Annotated in this window: 13 protein-coding genes; 5 read left to right on the top strand and 8 right to left on the bottom strand. The window is 40.3% G+C overall.

The window, feature by feature from the left end; all coding sequences use genetic code 11:
- Positions 1 to 7: 7 nt before the first annotated feature.
- Positions 8 to 1,861 (bottom strand): CIA30 family protein, encoded by a 1,854-nt coding sequence (locus tag ATS76_RS17125; RefSeq protein ID WP_058553046.1) that lies wholly within the window; start codon positions 1,859 to 1,861, stop codon positions 8 to 10.
- Positions 1,862 to 2,379: 518 nt separating this feature from the next.
- Between ATS76_RS17125 and ATS76_RS17120 the strand changes: the two genes are divergently transcribed.
- Together ATS76_RS17120 and ATS76_RS17115 are read left to right on the top strand one after the other, a co-directional pair.
- Positions 2,380 to 2,700, top strand: a complete 321-nt coding sequence (locus ATS76_RS17120; protein WP_058553045.1) for a hypothetical protein — start codon at positions 2,380 to 2,382, stop codon at positions 2,698 to 2,700.
- Positions 2,701 to 3,150: 450 nt separating this feature from the next.
- Positions 3,151 to 3,585, top strand: coding sequence for a potassium channel family protein (locus ATS76_RS17115; RefSeq protein ID WP_058553044.1), 435 nt, complete (start codon positions 3,151 to 3,153; stop codon positions 3,583 to 3,585).
- A 131-nt stretch (positions 3,586 to 3,716) separates the two neighbouring features.
- On the opposite strand, the gene ATS76_RS17110 is transcribed toward ATS76_RS17115, so the two are convergent.
- A complete protein-coding gene (locus ATS76_RS17110; protein WP_058553043.1) occupies positions 3,717 to 5,300 on the bottom strand; it encodes a tetratricopeptide repeat-containing sulfotransferase family protein in 1,584 nt (527 codons plus the stop codon).
- Between the two features lie 91 nt (positions 5,301 to 5,391).
- Positions 5,392 to 7,806, bottom strand: coding sequence for a TonB-dependent receptor (locus ATS76_RS17105; RefSeq protein WP_058553042.1), 2,415 nt, complete (start codon positions 7,804 to 7,806; stop codon positions 5,392 to 5,394).
- 465 nt (positions 7,807 to 8,271) lie between these two features.
- On the opposite strand from ATS76_RS17105, the gene ATS76_RS17100 reads away from it, so the two are divergent.
- The gene (locus tag ATS76_RS17100) at positions 8,272 to 9,366 is read left to right on the top strand and encodes an NADH:flavin oxidoreductase/NADH oxidase (protein ID WP_058553041.1); all 1,095 of its coding nucleotides are present in this window, start codon (positions 8,272 to 8,274) and stop codon (positions 9,364 to 9,366) included.
- A 55-nt stretch (positions 9,367 to 9,421) separates the two neighbouring features.
- Positions 9,422 to 10,618 (top strand): MFS transporter, encoded by a 1,197-nt coding sequence (locus tag ATS76_RS17095; protein ID WP_058553040.1) that lies wholly within the window; start codon positions 9,422 to 9,424, stop codon positions 10,616 to 10,618.
- A gap of 43 nt (positions 10,619 to 10,661) precedes the next feature.
- Here ATS76_RS17095 and ATS76_RS17090 read toward each other — a convergent pair whose 3' ends face one another.
- The 4 genes from ATS76_RS17090 to ATS76_RS17075 all read right to left on the bottom strand — a co-directional run bounded on the left by ATS76_RS17090 (position 10,662) and on the right by ATS76_RS17075 (position 14,969).
- A complete protein-coding gene (locus ATS76_RS17090) occupies positions 10,662 to 11,519 on the bottom strand; it encodes an EamA family transporter (RefSeq protein WP_058553039.1) in 858 nt (285 codons plus the stop codon).
- A gap of 206 nt (positions 11,520 to 11,725) precedes the next feature.
- Positions 11,726 to 12,469 carry a FadR/GntR family transcriptional regulator gene (locus ATS76_RS17085; protein ID WP_058404589.1) on the bottom strand — a complete coding sequence of 248 codons (744 nt, stop codon included), beginning with the start codon at positions 12,467 to 12,469 and terminating at the stop codon, positions 11,726 to 11,728.
- A gap of 470 nt (positions 12,470 to 12,939) precedes the next feature.
- Positions 12,940 to 13,935 carry a Gfo/Idh/MocA family protein gene (locus tag ATS76_RS17080; RefSeq protein WP_058553038.1) on the bottom strand — a complete coding sequence of 332 codons (996 nt, stop codon included), beginning with the start codon at positions 13,933 to 13,935 and terminating at the stop codon, positions 12,940 to 12,942.
- Positions 13,936 to 13,937: 2 nt separating this feature from the next.
- Positions 13,938 to 14,969 carry an AraC family transcriptional regulator gene (locus ATS76_RS17075; protein ID WP_058553037.1) on the bottom strand — a complete coding sequence of 344 codons (1,032 nt, stop codon included), beginning with the start codon at positions 14,967 to 14,969 and terminating at the stop codon, positions 13,938 to 13,940.
- A 96-nt stretch (positions 14,970 to 15,065) separates the two neighbouring features.
- Between ATS76_RS17075 and ATS76_RS17070 the strand changes: the two genes are divergently transcribed.
- Positions 15,066 to 16,670 carry a GMC family oxidoreductase gene (locus ATS76_RS17070; protein ID WP_058553036.1) on the top strand — a complete coding sequence of 535 codons (1,605 nt, stop codon included), beginning with the start codon at positions 15,066 to 15,068 and terminating at the stop codon, positions 16,668 to 16,670.
- Here the strand turns inward: ATS76_RS17070 and ATS76_RS17065 are convergent.
- Positions 16,667 to 17,479: a class I SAM-dependent methyltransferase gene (locus ATS76_RS17065; protein WP_058553035.1), complete on the bottom strand. Its 813-nt coding sequence runs from the start codon at positions 17,477 to 17,479 to the stop codon at positions 16,667 to 16,669. The genes ATS76_RS17070 and ATS76_RS17065 overlap by 4 nt on opposite strands.

Genomic DNA, 17,479 nt, shown 5'->3' with positions numbered 1-17,479 from the left:
TACTTATTTAAAAGTAAGTTAGCTCTTTGATTTGTAATGTGTTTTTTAACGGCTCGTTGCTTGCGCCTGGCATTTTACGCCACATTAAGTTAACTCCAGTTAATTCTGTTGCCGACCACGTAACGGGGCTACCAAACCCAAACTGTTTAAATTTAGTGAAAGGTATATCAAGCGTGGTCCACTCATCGCGTGGTTTTAAAAGTACACTAAAGTGATCCCAATCTTTTACATCACTATGATAAACAGACATAGCAAAAGGTGTAGTTGAGCCTTTATAGGTTAAGCGAATACCTTTAAATGCTGAGGCATCAGCTGGTGACGAAAACTTAATTTCAGCGCCCGCCCATGCACCAAAGCTGGTAGGCTTTGTAATGGTTGTATCAATGGTTAAGCTATTTTTATTCGTTGTAAGCGCTGCAACAGATTGACCACCCATTACTGAATCGCTTAAGGCTTGCCATGGTGTATCACCGGTAAAATCATCAATAACATGCTGCGCTTGGCTGCTTTTTATTACTTCATTACAAGCGGGACCTTGTGGCTTTATGGCTTTGTTTTGAGTAATAAGTGCTGGGCGGTCTACTTGTATACCTGATTTATAAACCTCTGAGATAGTGTGAATGTGGTTTATATCATCAAGCGGGTTTTGCTTAAGCAGTACAAAGCTTGCCTCAAAGCCTTTAGCAAGCTTGCCAATACTACTGGCTTTATTAATAGCCTTTGCGCCGTTAACAGTAGCCGCATTAATTATTTCACCATTAGTAAGACCCGCTTTTTTAAGTGCATCTAACTCGTTGTGTAACCCAGTACCGTGCAGCGTGTAGGGGTTTCCGGCATCAGAGCCTGTGCCAATAGTAATATTAGCTTTATGTAGCTTTTGTATATTTGCATAAGCGGTTTTACGCTCATCCCACGCGTGCTCTTTCCACTTTGAAGGTGCAGGCACCTTTTCAAACAAACACCCTTGAAGCTTTTCAGGAATGGTTTTTAGTAACTCGCTTTGTGAGCTAATAGTGTGGTTATGCTTTTCATCGCTATGATTGTGGTACACCGCAAGGGTAGGTATGTAGGTTACATCATGCTGTTTCATTAGCGTAATAAATTCATCGTCAATCGCTTCGCTATTAATACCGTGCGCTAAAGCCGTTGCACCGGCCTTAATTGCGCGTTTACCATCATTTAGTGTAGAAACATGCACAAAATACGGTAAATTAGCGGCTTTAGAGCGCTTACCTAGCTCAGCCAGTTGGCTATCAGTTAACGATTTACCTACACCGCCAAAGGTTTCAATAACCGCTTTAGTTACATGTGGATTAGTGCTTATATGTTTTTGCCACAGCGCTGCTATGTCTTCATCTTTTGCAATTTCGTATGCTTGGCCGCCAAACTGCGTGCCATGTCCGCCAGGGTTGGTAAACAAAGTACCTGCATAAAAAAGGTTAGGGGTTAGTTGGGTTGCTTTTAATTGAGCGGCTTCGTTTAGGGTTTGTTCAAACGAAAACAAATCAACAATATTAGTTACGCCTAAATACAAATTAGAATTAAAGTGCGACCTAACCGGCAAATACTGAAACTCAGTAAAGTTACTGCCCGATGAGCCCAAATGTACATGTAAATCAATTAAACCGGGTATTGCATATTGGTTGTTGGCATTAATAGTATTGTCGGCATTTTGTTGTGGGTCGGTCGCTTTAGTAATACTTACTATTTTACCATCGTCAATATAAAGCGAACTCGGCGCAGAAAAGCTTTGCGAACTACTTTGGTATAAACGAATGTTGTCGACTCGCAGGTCAATGGCATACGCACTAAAGTGGCTTGCTAAACTCAGTGCTATAACTGTTTTTGTAATAATGTTCATGACTGTATTCCTTATCAATAAATAGGTATTTGGCGTTTTGTTGATAAGAAATTTAGCGAGTTTTTTAACCAGCTTCATTAATGTTTATCTGAATCGACATTATTGGCAGTTGAACCGACACAAAAGTAAATAAGCGTTGTGGTGGGGCGCCCAAGCTAACTAAATTAAGTGTTTTGAATGAGCGATAGGTTCCATCGACGTGTGTGCCTAGTTTAAGGCAAAGCTTTAAAATTTGATCATGTTTGAATGGTTATTAAGGGCAGCTATGAGCGATAACCGGTCATTGAGGTTGGCTTAATTATAACAGTTAATTGATTTGTTAACTGTGTTGTTCGCGCATATATTCAAGCGAACAAGCGTCACGCGTATTTTGTTTCATTTAACTTTACTTAAAGTTATAGAAAACTCAGCTATAGTAATACCTTAGGTTATTTGTTAAAACTATATAAGGTAGATAAATGAGTGTGGCGTCGGCAGAAATATGCGCGATGAGCGCACCAGTAAATTGTTAGGTGTATATGATAATCGACAAGCTCGCAGGATTTAACAACCCATACAGCCTGATGGCAGAAAGAGATGTTAGAGCGTCAGCGTGGGTTTACCTAAAAAGAAGTACAATTACCGAAGTAGGAGCGTTGCTTTTATGGTGGCGTTTCCAATACGAAATTACTTTAGATTTCATCAATAAAGGACGACAATTTTACGACACCTCATCATTTAATGGTGGAGAATTAATCTCATTTAAAGAAAGGCTTAAGCTTTATCGTGAAAGTGGTGAAAAGCATCCTATTGAATTACCTTTGCATTGCAGCTCTTACTGGCAAGACAATCAGCTTTAATTCACTTAACAAGGTTGTAACCGGCGTCACGAACGGCCGGAAATGGCACTTTGCAGACTAAATCTTATCTATCGAGCTTAATGAGAATTGAATTAAATGTGAGTTAAAGCAAGTACAGGTATGACTTTTCCGTAATTTTTATATCATTGATGATTTAAGCCCCGCGTTTATATTTTTACTGCCTTACCAGCGGTTGCTTCGCGATTTGGCGATTATTAAGGGTACCGCCCCCCCTTTCACTTTGATTTTTTCACTTTTTTATTCAATTAAATATTTTTATGCTTTGGTTTTCATGGGCTTTTTTAGTTTTAGCAGGCACTAATAGTGGTAATAAACTGTTTAATACCGAGAGTGAAAATACTTTATTTTAGTTATTACAGGTGCCTACCTTGTTGTTAGTTTTATGTATAATGTTATTTAAAATATAAGGATTTATGCAGTGGGATTAAAATGCTCATACAGCTAATTATAGGAACGTTTGTTATTTGTGGCACGGTGCTTATACAAGCAATGTTTATTGGTGTTTTATCAAAAGTGTTGGCCAATATTAGCGACTGGTTATTAAAAGGCTCAAAAACCTTAAAAATGATTTTTGTGGTAACGGCGATGGTAATTTGGCTCGTTGGAGGCTTAACGGCGAGTGCGTGGTTATGGGCTGCTATATTTTTAATTTTTGATGTATTTAGTGAACTAGAGCCCGCTCTTTACTTTTCGGTTGTTACCTTTACAACACTTGGTTATGGCGATGTTGTGTTGGGCACTCAATGGCGGCTGCTTGGCAGTTTAACGGCTGTTAATGGGTTAATAATTGTAGGGCTTAATACGGCTTTTTTAATGGAAGCTATTTCTCAAATAAGAAAGGTTCAATCTAAAAAGCCAAGTTAAATACTCTCTTTTGCAATATATAAAAACTCTCTAGTTAAAGCTGGAAAGTTTATTGTGTTATGAATATATAAACCTAAGCTTTAACTTTGGCTTATAAATTCACTTTTACTAAAGCAATGCATAATTAATGGCTATTGCAACGTAATTCCTCGCTCTAAAAGGTATTTTTGAGCCTCATCAGTATGGGGCCTAAATGCCTTCCAACGGCCAATTGCTTTGTTGTTAAGTGGTTGGCGCACCTGCATTTTACTGGCAGTTGACACCGGTGCGGTGTTTAAGTGAAAGTCTATACATTGTTCTTGCCACGCTAAATCACAAAAGCTGACTAACTCTTTTATTTGCTGTTCGGGCTGTGCAACTAATTCTTCGTATTTTACAATTTTAATATTGCTGTGCAGGGAGCTGAAGTGCTGCATGAGTGAGTAAAAGCGGCTATAAAATTTAGCGGTGTCGAGTAAATCGAGTGAATACGCGTAGTAAGGGTTGTTAATAGTAAATAGCTGGCGGTAGTTACCAATACAGGTGTCCATTGGATCGCGCAGCATACAAATAATTTTAGCGTTTGGCAGTGCTTTAGTGATTAAGTCGATATAAAAAAAGTTAAACGGGAGTTTATCTATAAAATGTTTATGGCTGCCAGTAGTAACGCGGGTGGCGTTTAAATATGTTGAGCCAAGCTGATTAAAATCAAGTTCATACGCTTTAGTGAGTGTTTGTATGTCGAGCACGTTTGGTGTGGGTGTGTTGCCTAACCTTTTTACACTTAGACCGAAGTCTTGTAGTTCACCAGCCGATTGCACGTCGCTATGGCTCGATAATATTCTCTCAACTAATGTGGTGCCAGAGCGGGGCATACCTAATACAAAAATAGGCTCAGCAGTGGGGTTGCCGTTTACTTGTTGGTTTTTGTGTTCGGCACTGAGTTGTTTTATATGTTCAAACAATGCGTTTGACGATGCGTTATCAAACGGGGTAAGCGCATACTTTGCTGTTTTACCTTGTTGTAACGCGGTAAAGGCGTCAGAAAATGCGCCAATGTCTTGGTATTCTTTTGCTAGTGCGTGGCCTATGTGTAATTTGGCATCAGGGTGTGAAACCTGCTCAAACACTTGCTTTAACCGCGTAATATTATTTTTTTGCTTTGTTACTTTAGTTAAATCACTGAGTGCAAAGTGGCTTTGATAATGAAGCGGATTAATAGCAATGGCATGTTCAAACGCGGTGTGTGCTTTTTCAAATAGGCCCAAAAACTTGGCGCTTACTGCAAAGTTGTAATAAAACTGGGGTTGAGGTTGTTGTTTGGCATTGGCTAAAGTGAGTGCACAGTCAAAATAATTTAAGGCGTGTTCGTGCAGGCCTGCTTGCGTGAGGGCAACGCCTAAGGTGTCGGCGTCGAGTGCTTTTTTTATTTGTGCTGAGGGTACTGACAGCGCTACATTTTTTGCTTTTTTTAACTCACCTGTAAGTGCATAACATTTTGCCAGTTGTGCAGTGTATTCAATGCTAGAGCCAAGCGTTAAGGCTTTTTCGATTAGCTTGATGGCTTTATAAATTTGCCCAACTTGCAAGTTAACCATTGCCAGTAAAAAATAGCCGTCGGCAAAGTCAGGTTTTTGCGAAACCAGTTCTACTAAGCTTTTGTGGGCAAGTTGTACTTTGCCTTCGTTTAAATATTTAATAGCGCTTTGATGGAGTTGTTTTAAATTTGGCTGCATTTTTTATTTGTATTGTTTAGTTACGCGTTAATAAAGAAAAAAGGCCCAAATAAATTTGAGCCTTTTGATTGTACTTAAACTTAACGGTTAATTATATTTCAAACTTATAATTAAATTTAATGCCTACCGTTAATGGACGATTGATAAAGTAACCATAGTTACGTTGTATATCAGTTCTATTTGCTGAGGTAATATCGGCATCTGAACGGCGAACAGACGTAACGGCGTATTTATTAAATACGTTGTCTACGTAAACGGTCGCTGACCACTCATCGGCGGTTAGTTTAGCCGAAATATTACTTAAGCTATAACCCGGTAAAGTTTCACCATTGTCGCGTAAACCAACACGAGAAATTACATCGCTTTGTGCGGTAATACCGTAGTTAATATCAAGCGTTTTGTCGTTAAACACATCGGTTTGATAGTTTACACCCATTGAAAACTGGTGCTCAGACGAGCCTGGTAAACGGTCGCCATCTTCTGCACCATCTGTGCCGTCTGAATTAAATAAGAACGGTGCGTCAGATGTTAACTCTGCTTTTGTGTATGCATATGTAGAATACACAGAGAATGAGTCAGATAAAATTGCACGCGACGATATTTCAATACCTTTCGCATTGGCTGAACCCGCATTAGACAGGTACGGTAGTTGACCTACCTCAGTTGCACCGGCAACTTGTGCATCGTCCCAATCTATATTAAATAATGCGGCGTTAAAGTGTAAACGGCTTCTTAACCATGTGCTTTTAAAACCAAGCTCGTAGTTAGTTGTTGTATCTGCATCGTAAAGCATTTCACTTGGGTTACCACAACCCGCTTGGTTAGCTGGTAATGGATCAGGACAAGGTGCTAAACCATTTGAACCACCAATTCTGAAGCCTTCACTTATTGTTGCGTAACCCATTACTGAATTAGTAAATTGATACTTGGCGTTAAATTTAAATAGGCTGCCGTTGTCGCTTGCTTCATTTTGTTCAAAGTTAAGTGTTACGTCGTCTGGGCCTGCGCCGCCAAATAAGGTATTGAATAATGGAAAGTCGACCGCTGACTCAGACTCAACATCGTATTTGTAAAAACGAGCGCCAACGGTAATATCAAGCTTGTCGGTAACTTGGTAACCAATTTCACCAAATAAAGCTGACTCTGTTATTTCAACGCGATCAACTGAATAGTATTCAAGTTGGTCTGGGCGAGATTGATCTGCACCAAAGTTTTCTACTGCAAAATCACCAAAGCCCGGTGTGTACTCTTGGCTAGACGCATCGCTTTCAATTTTGTTGTAAAAGCCACCTACAATCCAGTTAATGTCGCTGTCGTTTTGCGATACTAAACGTATTTCTTGTGTGAATGTGTCTTGCTCTTCAAGCTCACGCGTGAACGATGAGAATGCAGGAAATTCTTCATAACCGTAATCAAGACGAATAAGTAAATCGGTTTGGTCACGTTGGCCGTCGGCATCAAAGTTTGAAATACCGGTTGCCGATACTAATTCAGCAAAACCTAGGTCTGCTTTTAGCTCTAAACTTAGTAATTGGTTTTCTTTTTCACGCGGTTCTTCGTAGCGGTACGCTGATTCGTATTTACCAACGATGTTGCTAAGGCCATTATCAGCACTTAATGTGTTGTAATGAACAATTGAACGACCTTCGCTGTCTTGGTTTTGGTAAAAGTAGTTAAGTGTGCCTTCAAATGTTTCGCTTGGTTTAAAGCGAACAGAAATACGCCCTGTAGTGGTTGATTCACCGTTAGCGTCTTCTACATTTTTAAGGTTGTTGTTAACTGCTGAGCTATCGGTCCAGTCTGGATCGGGTAACGATACGCCTGGCTCACGTACTACGTAGCCGTAGTCAATAAACCCTGGGTCTTCGTATACGTTTAAACTCGCACGAACGGCAAGTTTATCTTCAATTAATGGTAGGTTGAAGATGAATCCACCTTCGCCGCCAATAGAGTCGCTTTCTTGTGTTTGCGATACATTGCCAAATACTTCAACTGATGTGAAATCAAGCTCAGGCTCTTTAAGCATGTAACGAATGGCACCCCCTAATGTGCCCGCACCATAAAGTGTACCTTGTGGCCCAATAAGGACCTCTACGCGCTCTACATCAACTAGGCGCATATCAATAGCAACTGGGATTTCATTAATATAAGTAGCTACTGTGCCACCGTCTGACGATGGGCCAGATGAGTTTGTATTTAAACCACGCACAATAATAGGTGATCCAGAGCGACCACCTTGATCGGTAATTGTTAAACCAGGTACCCAGCGTGCTACGTCGGCAAGCTCGCTGATGTTTTGATCTTTCATTATGTCGGCATCAAGCGCTGTAATATTAAGTGGTGCGTTTTGCACTGAGCCGCTACGTCGTGTTGCAGTTACTTCAATAACTTCAAGTGATTTGTCTTTTGCGGTTTCTTGCTCTTGAGCAAGTGCTGCATTTGGGAGTAAAAAAGCGCTAGTAAGCGCGCCCGACATAGCCAAGGTCAACAGGCTTGGTTTAAACATAAAAATGATCCCTAGTTCAAAGATTTAACATAAGTAAAGTACATGGAATATATTATCAGTCACAATTAGATCTGGGAATGAATAAATTGAATTAAAATTCAGTTTTTTAGAATAAAAAAGGGTTAAAGTTGTGTTTTTCAGTTAATGGATGATGATTTAAGCTCTTACTTTATAATGCATACCTACTATAGGTACGTTTTTTGAACTGTTTTACTTGTATTGAGTGTGTGAATAGCTATGCATGTTCGTTAGATTTGCGTGTTTTTAATAATGTTAATTTTTTGTGTTTTTTTGGTTTTTTAAGTTATGAATCTTAATTTTTGTGTGTTTTGGTTATTTAAAAATTATTGTTACTCCCCATAATCTACTTTTAAACAAAGGTTTTTATTGAGTTTAATGGGCGAATAGGGGGGCTTGTTCGTACATTCAATTTGATTTTTACTGTGCATTCATCAAGGACTTGTTATGAGCCAACTTTTTTCACCGTTAACCATTGGTGAACTTACCCTCCCTAATCGCATTATTATTGCGCCTATGTGTCAATATTCAGCAATTAATGGAGAAGCTACAGATTGGCATACTATTCATTTAGGGCAAATGGGTTTAAGTGGTGCAGGGCTGCTAATTTTAGAGGCGACGGCTGTTAGCCCCGAGGGGCGAATAAGTTATGGCGATTTAGGGCTTTGGAATACAGATACTCAGCGTGCACTTGGCAAAAGTTTAAACGCGGTTAGGCAATACAGCGATATGCCCATAGGAATACAGCTGGCTCATGCCGGACGCAAAGCGTCAACCTGTAAACCGTGGGAAAACGCCGGCGCCATTTCACCAAGCGATGAAAATGGGTGGCAAACTATTGCGCCATCTGCATTGGCTTACGATGAGCATTCGTTTGTACCTGTTGCAATGAGTAAAGCGGATATAGGCCAATTAATTGCTGATTTTGCAAGTGCAGCCAAACGCGCCGACGAGCTAGGCCTAGATCTAATTGAATTACATGGTGCACATGGGTATTTGCTACACCAGTTTTTGTCGCCAATTACAAATAAGCGTGACGATGAATACGGCGGTAGCCTCACCAATAGAATGCGAATTGTAATGGAGGTATTTAACGCCGTGCGCACTGAGTTTAACCCTAGTAAACCAGTCGGTATTCGCATCTCAGCGACTGATTGGGTTGAGGATGGTTGGGATCTACAACAAAGTATTACACTTGCTCAAGCGCTAGATGACGCAGGGTGCGATTTTATTCATGTAAGTACCGCAGGTTTAAGCCCTTTACAGCAAATTCCTGTTGAGCCTGGCTTTCAAATTCCTTTCGCTACGGCAATAAAAAAAGCGGTTAGTATGCCGGTTATTGCGGTGGGTTTAATTACCGAAGCGCAACAGGCAGAAAATATTTTAAAAGAGCAACAAGCCGATGCAGTCGCATTAGCGAGAGGAATTTTATACAACCCACACTGGCCATGGCATGCTGCCGCTGAACTTGGGGCCACAGTAATTGCGCCTAAACAATATTTACGCTCAAGCCCACATGGAAAGCCGTCGCCCATAAAGTGACTTAATAGCCAACCTCAGTTGCTTGAGGTTTTATTTTATTTATTTTGAGAATGCCATGTCTAAATTAAGCGCCGAGCCTGTACAAATAAGCAGAGCTCTTGTGAGCGTTGTTGCGCTGTGTTGTGGGTTAATTGTTGCCAATATTTACTATGCGCAGCCTATTATAGAATTGTTAGCCCCCGATGTTGGATTAAGTGCACACAGTGCTAGTTTTATTGTGTCGTTAACCCAAATTGGCTATGCCATTGGGTTATTTTTTTTAGTGCCGCTAGCCGACTTAGTAGAAAATAAACGGTTAATGTTGATTACCCTGTCTATTACATTTTTTAGCTTAATTGGAGTGGGAGTTGTTCAAACACCAAACGCCATGTTGATTTTGTGTTTGCTGGTGGGGGCAAGCTCGGTATCGGTGCAGGTACTTATTCCGTTGGCGGCACATTTATCGTCAGACGAAAAGCGTGGGCAAGTTTTGGGCAATATTATGGCGGGGCTTTTGCTAGGTATTTTGCTAGCAAGACCTGTGGCCAGCCTAATTGCTGATCACTTTGGCTGGCGTGCCGTGTTCTTTTTTGCTGCGGGGTGCATGGTGTTTATCTCCTTGGTTATTTACTTTGTTATACCCACAAGGTTGCCAACGCATAAAACAAGCTACTTTGCGTTATTGAGGTCACTGAAGTCGTTGTTATTGAGCCAACCTGTGCTTCGTCAACGCGCGTTTTATCAAGGGTTAATGTTTGCGTCGTTTAGCGTGTTTTGGACCACAGTGCCCGTTGTACTAGCCCGAGAATATGGTTTTTCGCAAACGCAAATAGCATTGTTTGCTTTAGTTGGTGCCGCGGGGGCCGTTGCAGCGCCTATTGTTGGGCGCTTAGCTGACAAAGGCTATACCTACGAAATGTCGTTATTAGCTAAAGTTATTGCGGTGGTGTGCTTTTTACCTAGCTTATTTGATTTACCAAACGGCGTTATTATATTGGCGCTAACGGGTGTATTTATTGATTTTGCAGTGCAAGCTAATATGGTACTTGGTCAACGGGTAATATACTCACTTGAACCACAAAGCCGCGCTCGGCTAAACGCCATTTATATGACCAGTATATTTTTGGGCGGGGCTATTGGTTCGTTAATTGCTAGCCCATTATATGAATTTGGTGGGTGGGAAAGTATTGCCTTATTTGCAGCTGCTATGCCGCTTATTGCGTTATTAGGTTTTATTTTTTCTGCTAAAAGGGAAAACAAAAAGCACATTTAGTTTAACAAAAAAGCCATCTTAGTTGATGGCTTTTCGGTTTAGGCTACTTTTTTGACTCGCCAGAGAAGGAGCTTCCTGCCGAGGCAATAATTACTAATAAAATTGCTAACCACTGCCATATTGTTAGTAGCTCGCCCAAAATAACAAACGCAGCAAGTGATGCAATGGCAGGTTCAAGGCTCATCATGATGCTAAAGCCCTGAGAAGGCATATTACGCAGTGCAACCATTTCTAACGTGTAGGGTAACGCGCTAGATAAAACTGCAATACCAATTCCCAGTGGAATAACTTCCCATGCGAATGCGCTTGCTTGCATTATGCCTCCGTAGGGCACAAGCACTATAGCTGCGACTGTCATACCTAGGGCAACCGTTGCACCACCTGAGCTTTGCATTCCGGTTTTTTTTCCAAACAATATATAGCCTGCCCAACAGGCACCCGCTGCTAAGGCTAAAATAACACCAACCGGATCTAGGCTGTCTTTACCGCTCATATCGGGTAGTAAAAGTAATATACCGGCAATGGCACACGCAACCCAAAATAAATCGCGTTTACGGCGTGAAGAAAACAAGGCAACGGCGAGGGGGCCTGTGAATTCTAGTGCGACACCAATGCCTAAGGGGATACGCTCAATTGCGTAGTAAAATAAAATGTTCATTCCACCTAAGCTTAAACCATAAACCACAATAGCTAAGCGGTTTCCTCTGGCGGGTATATGTTTCCATGGTTTAAATACTAAACATAATATAAGTGCAGAAAAACCAAGCCTAAGCGCGGTTGTCCCTTCAGGGCCAACAATAGGGAATAGTTGCTTTGCAAACGACGCACCCGATTGAATGGTCATCATGGCAATTAATAAGCAAACAATTGCTAATATGAAATCTTTGGTACTTGATTGCATTGTCGTCCCTAATGTAAAGCACTGTTAATAGGGATTAGTAAACTTACCCTGTTTGAGATGCTATAGCTGTATTTTGTGGCGGGATAATATCTGCTTTTAGTCCGATTGGTAAGTGTTTGCGATTAAAAAATAAGTGTGGCTGTTTAGAGTAGGATTTAATGAAAGGCAACATACTAGCAAACAGGCATTTGCTAGTATGTTTAAACTTAATGAGCGTTTTTGTTAACTAAGCCGTCTAACGAGTACAGGCCGCGTTTTTCGTCATTTTTACGCTTTATTTCTTCAAGTGCGCGGGCTTCTACTGCATCAAATAATGCATTAATTAAGCGGTTAAAGTGTTTATGCATGGCAGTACGAGCGGCACTGGCGTCATGCGCTTTTAGTGCAGTATAAATCGCGGTGTGCTCATCCATTACGCATTCGTTATTGTTAGTACAAACGCTGCTGTAATCGGCAACAATTTGCGGGTTTTTTAATCGTAAATCCCACAAGTTAGAAACAGCAAACTCAAGTGCTTTATTACGTGTTGCTTTGGCGATAATCTCATGAAATTCGCGGTCAGCCTGTTCTACGTAGAGGCCTTTTTCCATTGCTATTAGCGTTTGATTTAGCTGCTCGAGTTCTTCTTCTGTAATGCTTTGAGCCGCCAGTGCTGCAATTTCACCTTCAATAAGCGCACGGGCTTGTGTTAGTTCAAATGCGCTGATCTCTTTTGATTTTATAGAGGCATTTTTTTGCTCAACAACATACACACCTGAACCGGTTTTAACCTCAACCCGGCCACGTACTTCTAATGCAATAATTGCTTCTCGAATTGTTGGGCGACTTACGTCAAACATTTCTGCAAGTTCACGCTCAGGGGGTAAACGACTCCCAGCAGTAAATTCGCCTTGATTTATTAAAGACTCTATTTTATCAACAATGCGCCAAAATAAGCGACGATTACCCATATTGTACCTTCATACCCTAAGGAATATTGACCATTTAGGTCTAAAAATTTATAACATTTGTTAACCAACAAGGTTACCCCAAACCCCACTAATTTGTCAAAATTCTAGCACCATCATTTGGTTATAAAACAACATTGTTGGCTGGTTTAATTTGTGTAATACCAATTTAGTTTAAAATTACACAATTGGCCAGCTTGATTGGTCACGTTTTTTTATGTTAGTTTAAATTTATGCTGTTAAGATTGTAATGGCTGTTTTCTGATTAGGATTAAGTAGTCGATCTATTATCAGTTAGGAATTGGTAAATACTTTAGGTCATTATATCAAATTGATTGCCCACGGATGGGGATCGTTACTTTAATGTGCGTAGGTAACAAGTGTGCAGTTGGTATAGTGATTTGCATTTCCCCATGGGCGTTAACTGTCGTTGGTTAACGCCCATATACAACTTACACCAGTCGAGGTCTAAATTAATCTGTTTTATCGTTAGGGTAAATCACGCCTAACTGTTTGCGAGCTTCGTCAAGTACATTCATAACATCTAGTGACAGCGCGAAGGTGTTTACATTAGACTCCCACTGATTTTTTGCTACTAACTGCATAAAATGAGCAACTTCAAATTTCATAAAATGCTCATCAAATTCTTCTGATAAGATTTCTGATTCGCCATTGTGAGCAATAAACTCTACTTTTTTGAGTTGCGATACGGCTTCAATACGAATTCTGCCCAATTCACCCTGTATTTCGGTTATGTTGTCACCTTGCGAAATTTTTGAGTAGCTAATAACGGCTTGCTTGTCTGAATAATTAAGCAGCACGTCGCCAGCACCGTCAACCCCAGTATCGAGTAATACGCCACTGGCATTTACATTTTGCGGTGCGCCCCAAAGCGCTATTAACAAGTAAAGCGGATATATGCCTAAATCGACCAAGGCACCGTTAGCAAATTCAGGTAAAAAGGTATTAGGGCGTTCGCCATTTTTATATTTATCGTAGCGCGAAGAGTACTGGCTATATTGCCCTATAAATTTTCTGGGAGTGCCTATTTTAGAAAGTGCATTTTTTAATAATGTAAAGTTAGGCAAGTGCGTTGTCATCATGGCTTCCATGTACAAGCACTGGTTTAGCTTAGCGGCGGCGATTATATTGTTTAGTTCTTGGCTATTGGCTGCCGATGGCTTTTCACCGAGTACATGTTTACCAGCGTTTAAGCACATAACTGCATATTGTTTGTGTAAGCTATTGGGGGCGGCTATGTAAACTGCATCAACCTGTTCGTCTTGGCAAACTTGTTCAATATGGGTAAATATTTTTGCTTGGCTATTTTTTGGGTGTTTTGCTAAAAAAGCTTCACCGCTTGAAAGCGCGCGTGAACAAACGCCATATAAATTAAAATCGGCTAGGGTATTTGCGGCGTCAAGTAATGTGTCGCTTATAAAATTAGTACCTACAATTACAAAGTTCATACTCACTCCTTAGAATAATGTTTATTTGAGTTTATCATTTTTTTAGATCTGTATGCTCGCGGAGAATACCCAAACCAACGTTTTACACTGGCACTAAGGGTCGCTTGTTCTTGATAGCCTAATAGCTCTGAGATGGTTGAAATACTGTAATGGTTTTGCGCCAAATAGTGCGCAGCTAATGAACGTCGGGTTGAGTCTTTTAGTTTTACAAAGCTTGTATTGTGTTTACTCAGTTCTCTGTGCAATGTTCTAGGGTGCATACCCAGCGCTTTAGCTATGATCTCGTTGGTGCATTGGTATATTGGCAGCATAGGCCTAATTAACGCGCTTACTTGGGTGGGAAGGGATTGATTATGCTGTTTACTTTGAGCTAAAAATTGCAGTGCGGCAGGTACTTTATCGTATTGAGGTTGTGCAACCATTAACGCTAAATCGGTTTTTAGAATAACAATACCGGCACTATTTCTATTTTGTGTGACTTTGCAACCAAAGTAAGTGTTATATGCGCGGGTATTAATGGGCTGTTTTTGGGGCAAGAATACGGCTTGTGGTTTACAGGCGTTATTACTTAATTTTTTTATTACGCCCATGGCAAGGCCGATAGTTAGTTCGAGCACTTGAGTTGTTTTAGGTAATGGGTTTAAGTTTATTTGAAACGATAAAAAGAGCGTTTTATCAGCTTCTAGCGGATGAATAGTCAAACTTAAAGCTGGGGTGTGTAGGTGCAAATATTTAATAACCCAGCTAAGCGCATCACCTAAATTAGTGCTACTTTTTGCTGCAATAGCAATAGGGCCAAGTATTTCAAAGCTTTGCTTATTGGCCAGTTGCAGCCCAAAGCTTGGGCAGTTGAGTGTATGTGCACAATGCTCAAGTAGTTCGGCGTAAGTGCTATAGGGCATGTATTGCTGCGCTAGTTTATTGAAGGGAATGTTAAGGCCAAACTGCGTCATTATTTGTGTTATGTCACCGCCTAGGTGCGTAACAAGTGAGTCCATTCCTTGTAGTGATGTGGCCTTAATAAAATTATTCATGTAGTGCTCCAATAACTTGGTTGTCTAAAAATATCAAGTTTTGGTGTGTTTTTCTATGCAGTATTAATAAGGTATTAATTTTTCATAAGGGCTTACATGCAAAGCACAACATTTGATTACATCGTAATAGGAGCGGGTAGTGCTGGCTGTGTTATTGCTTCGCGTTTATCTGAAGATAAAAATGTGAGTGTATGTTTAATTGAATCCGGCGGGAGCGATAAAAGCGCTTTTGTTCAAATGCCAGCTGGAATTGCTGCGAGCGTTCCTTATGGTATTAACAGTTGGCATTACAATACGGTACCTCAAAAAGCACTTAATAATCGGTGTGGTTTTGTACCAAGAGGCAAAGTACTGGGTGGCTCAAGTTCAATCAATGCAATGGTTTATATTCGTGGTAATAAATACGACTACGACCAATGGGAGAGTTTGGGCAACACGGGTTGGGGTTTTAAAAATATGCTTCCTTACTTTATAAAAGCTGAAAACAACAAAGCATTTATTAATCACCCATTGCATGGTGATGATGGGCCGCTTCATGTACAAGACCTCAATGCGCCAAGTTCTGTTAATCAATACTTTTTAAATGCCTGTGTAGAACAAGGAGTATCATTAAGCAATGATATTAACGCAGAAGAGCAAAGTGGCGCACGTTTGTCGCAGGTTACGCAGCATAATGGAGAACGCTGTAGTGCTGCAAAGGCGTATTTAACACCTAATTTAAATAGGCATAATTTAACAGTACTCACACATTGCCACGTTAATAAAATAAAGATAAAAAATAAAACCGCGCAAGGGGTGCAAATAACACGTAACAAACAGCAAATACAGTTATCGGCTAATAAAGAGGTGATTTTGAGTGCGGGGGCTATTAATTCGCCGCAAATTTTAATGCTGTCGGGGATTGGACCAAAAGAGCAATTAAAATTACATAACATTGATGTGAAGGTTGCGTTAGAGGGGGTCGGCCAAAACTTACAAGACCACCTTACAGTTGTTCCACTTTTTAAAGCTAATGATAGCGCGGGCACCTTTGGTATTAGCCCAAAAGGTGCCCTTAAAGTTGCCAAAGGGGTTGTAGATTGGTTTAGTAAACGAAACGGGTGTTTAACAAGTAACTTTGCGGAGTCACATGCGTTTATTAAATTATTTAAAGATTCACCTGCACCCGATGTTCAACTCGAATTTGTAATTGGTTTGGTAGACGATCATAGTCGCAAGTTACATTATGGCCATGGGTACAGTATTCATAGCAGTATTATGCGACCTAAAAGTAGAGGGACTATTAAGCTTGCAAACAATGACCCACACGCAGCACCGCTTATTGATCCTAATTATTTGAGCCACCCGGATGACTTAAATATAATGTTGTTAGGTTTAAAAAAAACACTCGCAATAATGAATAGCCCAGCCTTTGATGAAATTCGTGCAGATATGGTTTACCCACTGGATATAAAGAATGATCAGCAGCTAATAGACTTTATTCGCCAAACAGCTGATACAGAATATCACCCTGTTGGGACGTGTAAAATGGGTAATGATGCTATGTCGGTTGTCGATAGCACATTGAAAGTGCATGGCGTTAATAATTTACGCGTTGTTGACGCGTCAATAATGCCCACAATTGTCACAGGTAACACTAATGCACCCGTTATAGCGATTGCAGAAAAAGCTGCCGACTTAATAAAGGCAGCCAATAGTTAGCTATAAAAAGTGTTTAGCCAATGCTGCCAATCAGATTCTAGGCGTAACATTTGCAAGTGCTTTTTAGCTTTAAAATGTTTGATTTGGTCTTCGTCAGCTATAAAAGGCCCTACTCGGCAAAGGGGGCAATGGTTTGGTGATAAGTAGCTTGGCTTAATTAATTGTTTGGCTAATTGTGGCTCTATACAGCTACTTTTTGGGCTAAATACATACGTGATCCCGCTGGTGTCTTTAACGTGTTTGTCGCGGTCAACATTACGAATTTTATAACCCGAAAAATGTGATATATCAAATGGCATTTGGCCGCAGTACTCGCTGCTTAAACGTTCGTTTAAACTGCCTTCTATGTTCCATTCACGATAAGGTTTTACATCTTTAGAGGTAATAAAGCACAGCATTGGGCCATTTGGATTTAGCGCAAACTCAGTGGCGTATTTAATAAATTGATGTAATAAGGCTCTATTTAAAACATTCATACTTGATTGACGAGTATTAGCTTCATATTCCTTTTTACCTACAAATGCAGGAATAAGTGGAAACTGAAAAATAACAACGTCAAAGCATTGATTATAACTTTTTAACGCTTGCCAACACGCTTTGTTTGTCACATCAAAACTATTAAGAACTTCAACACTGCATTCACGCAATTTATTTAAAGCGTTATCAGGGTACTTTTGTTCTAAGGTTTGCGCGCTATCGTAAGTTGAGGCTACCAACGTGTTTGGTTTTACGTGCTCATAAATTGCATGAGAAAACGATAAGTCGCCATCGCCAACGGTAAGTATTCGCCAATTAGAGTTTAAATACAT

This window comes from Pseudoalteromonas sp. 10-33 (assembly GCF_001469195.1).
GTDB lineage: Bacteria > Pseudomonadota > Gammaproteobacteria > Enterobacterales > Alteromonadaceae > Pseudoalteromonas.
Note: the sequence above shows the minus strand (reverse complement) of the source record. Positions and strands in the feature narration are given on the sequence as shown.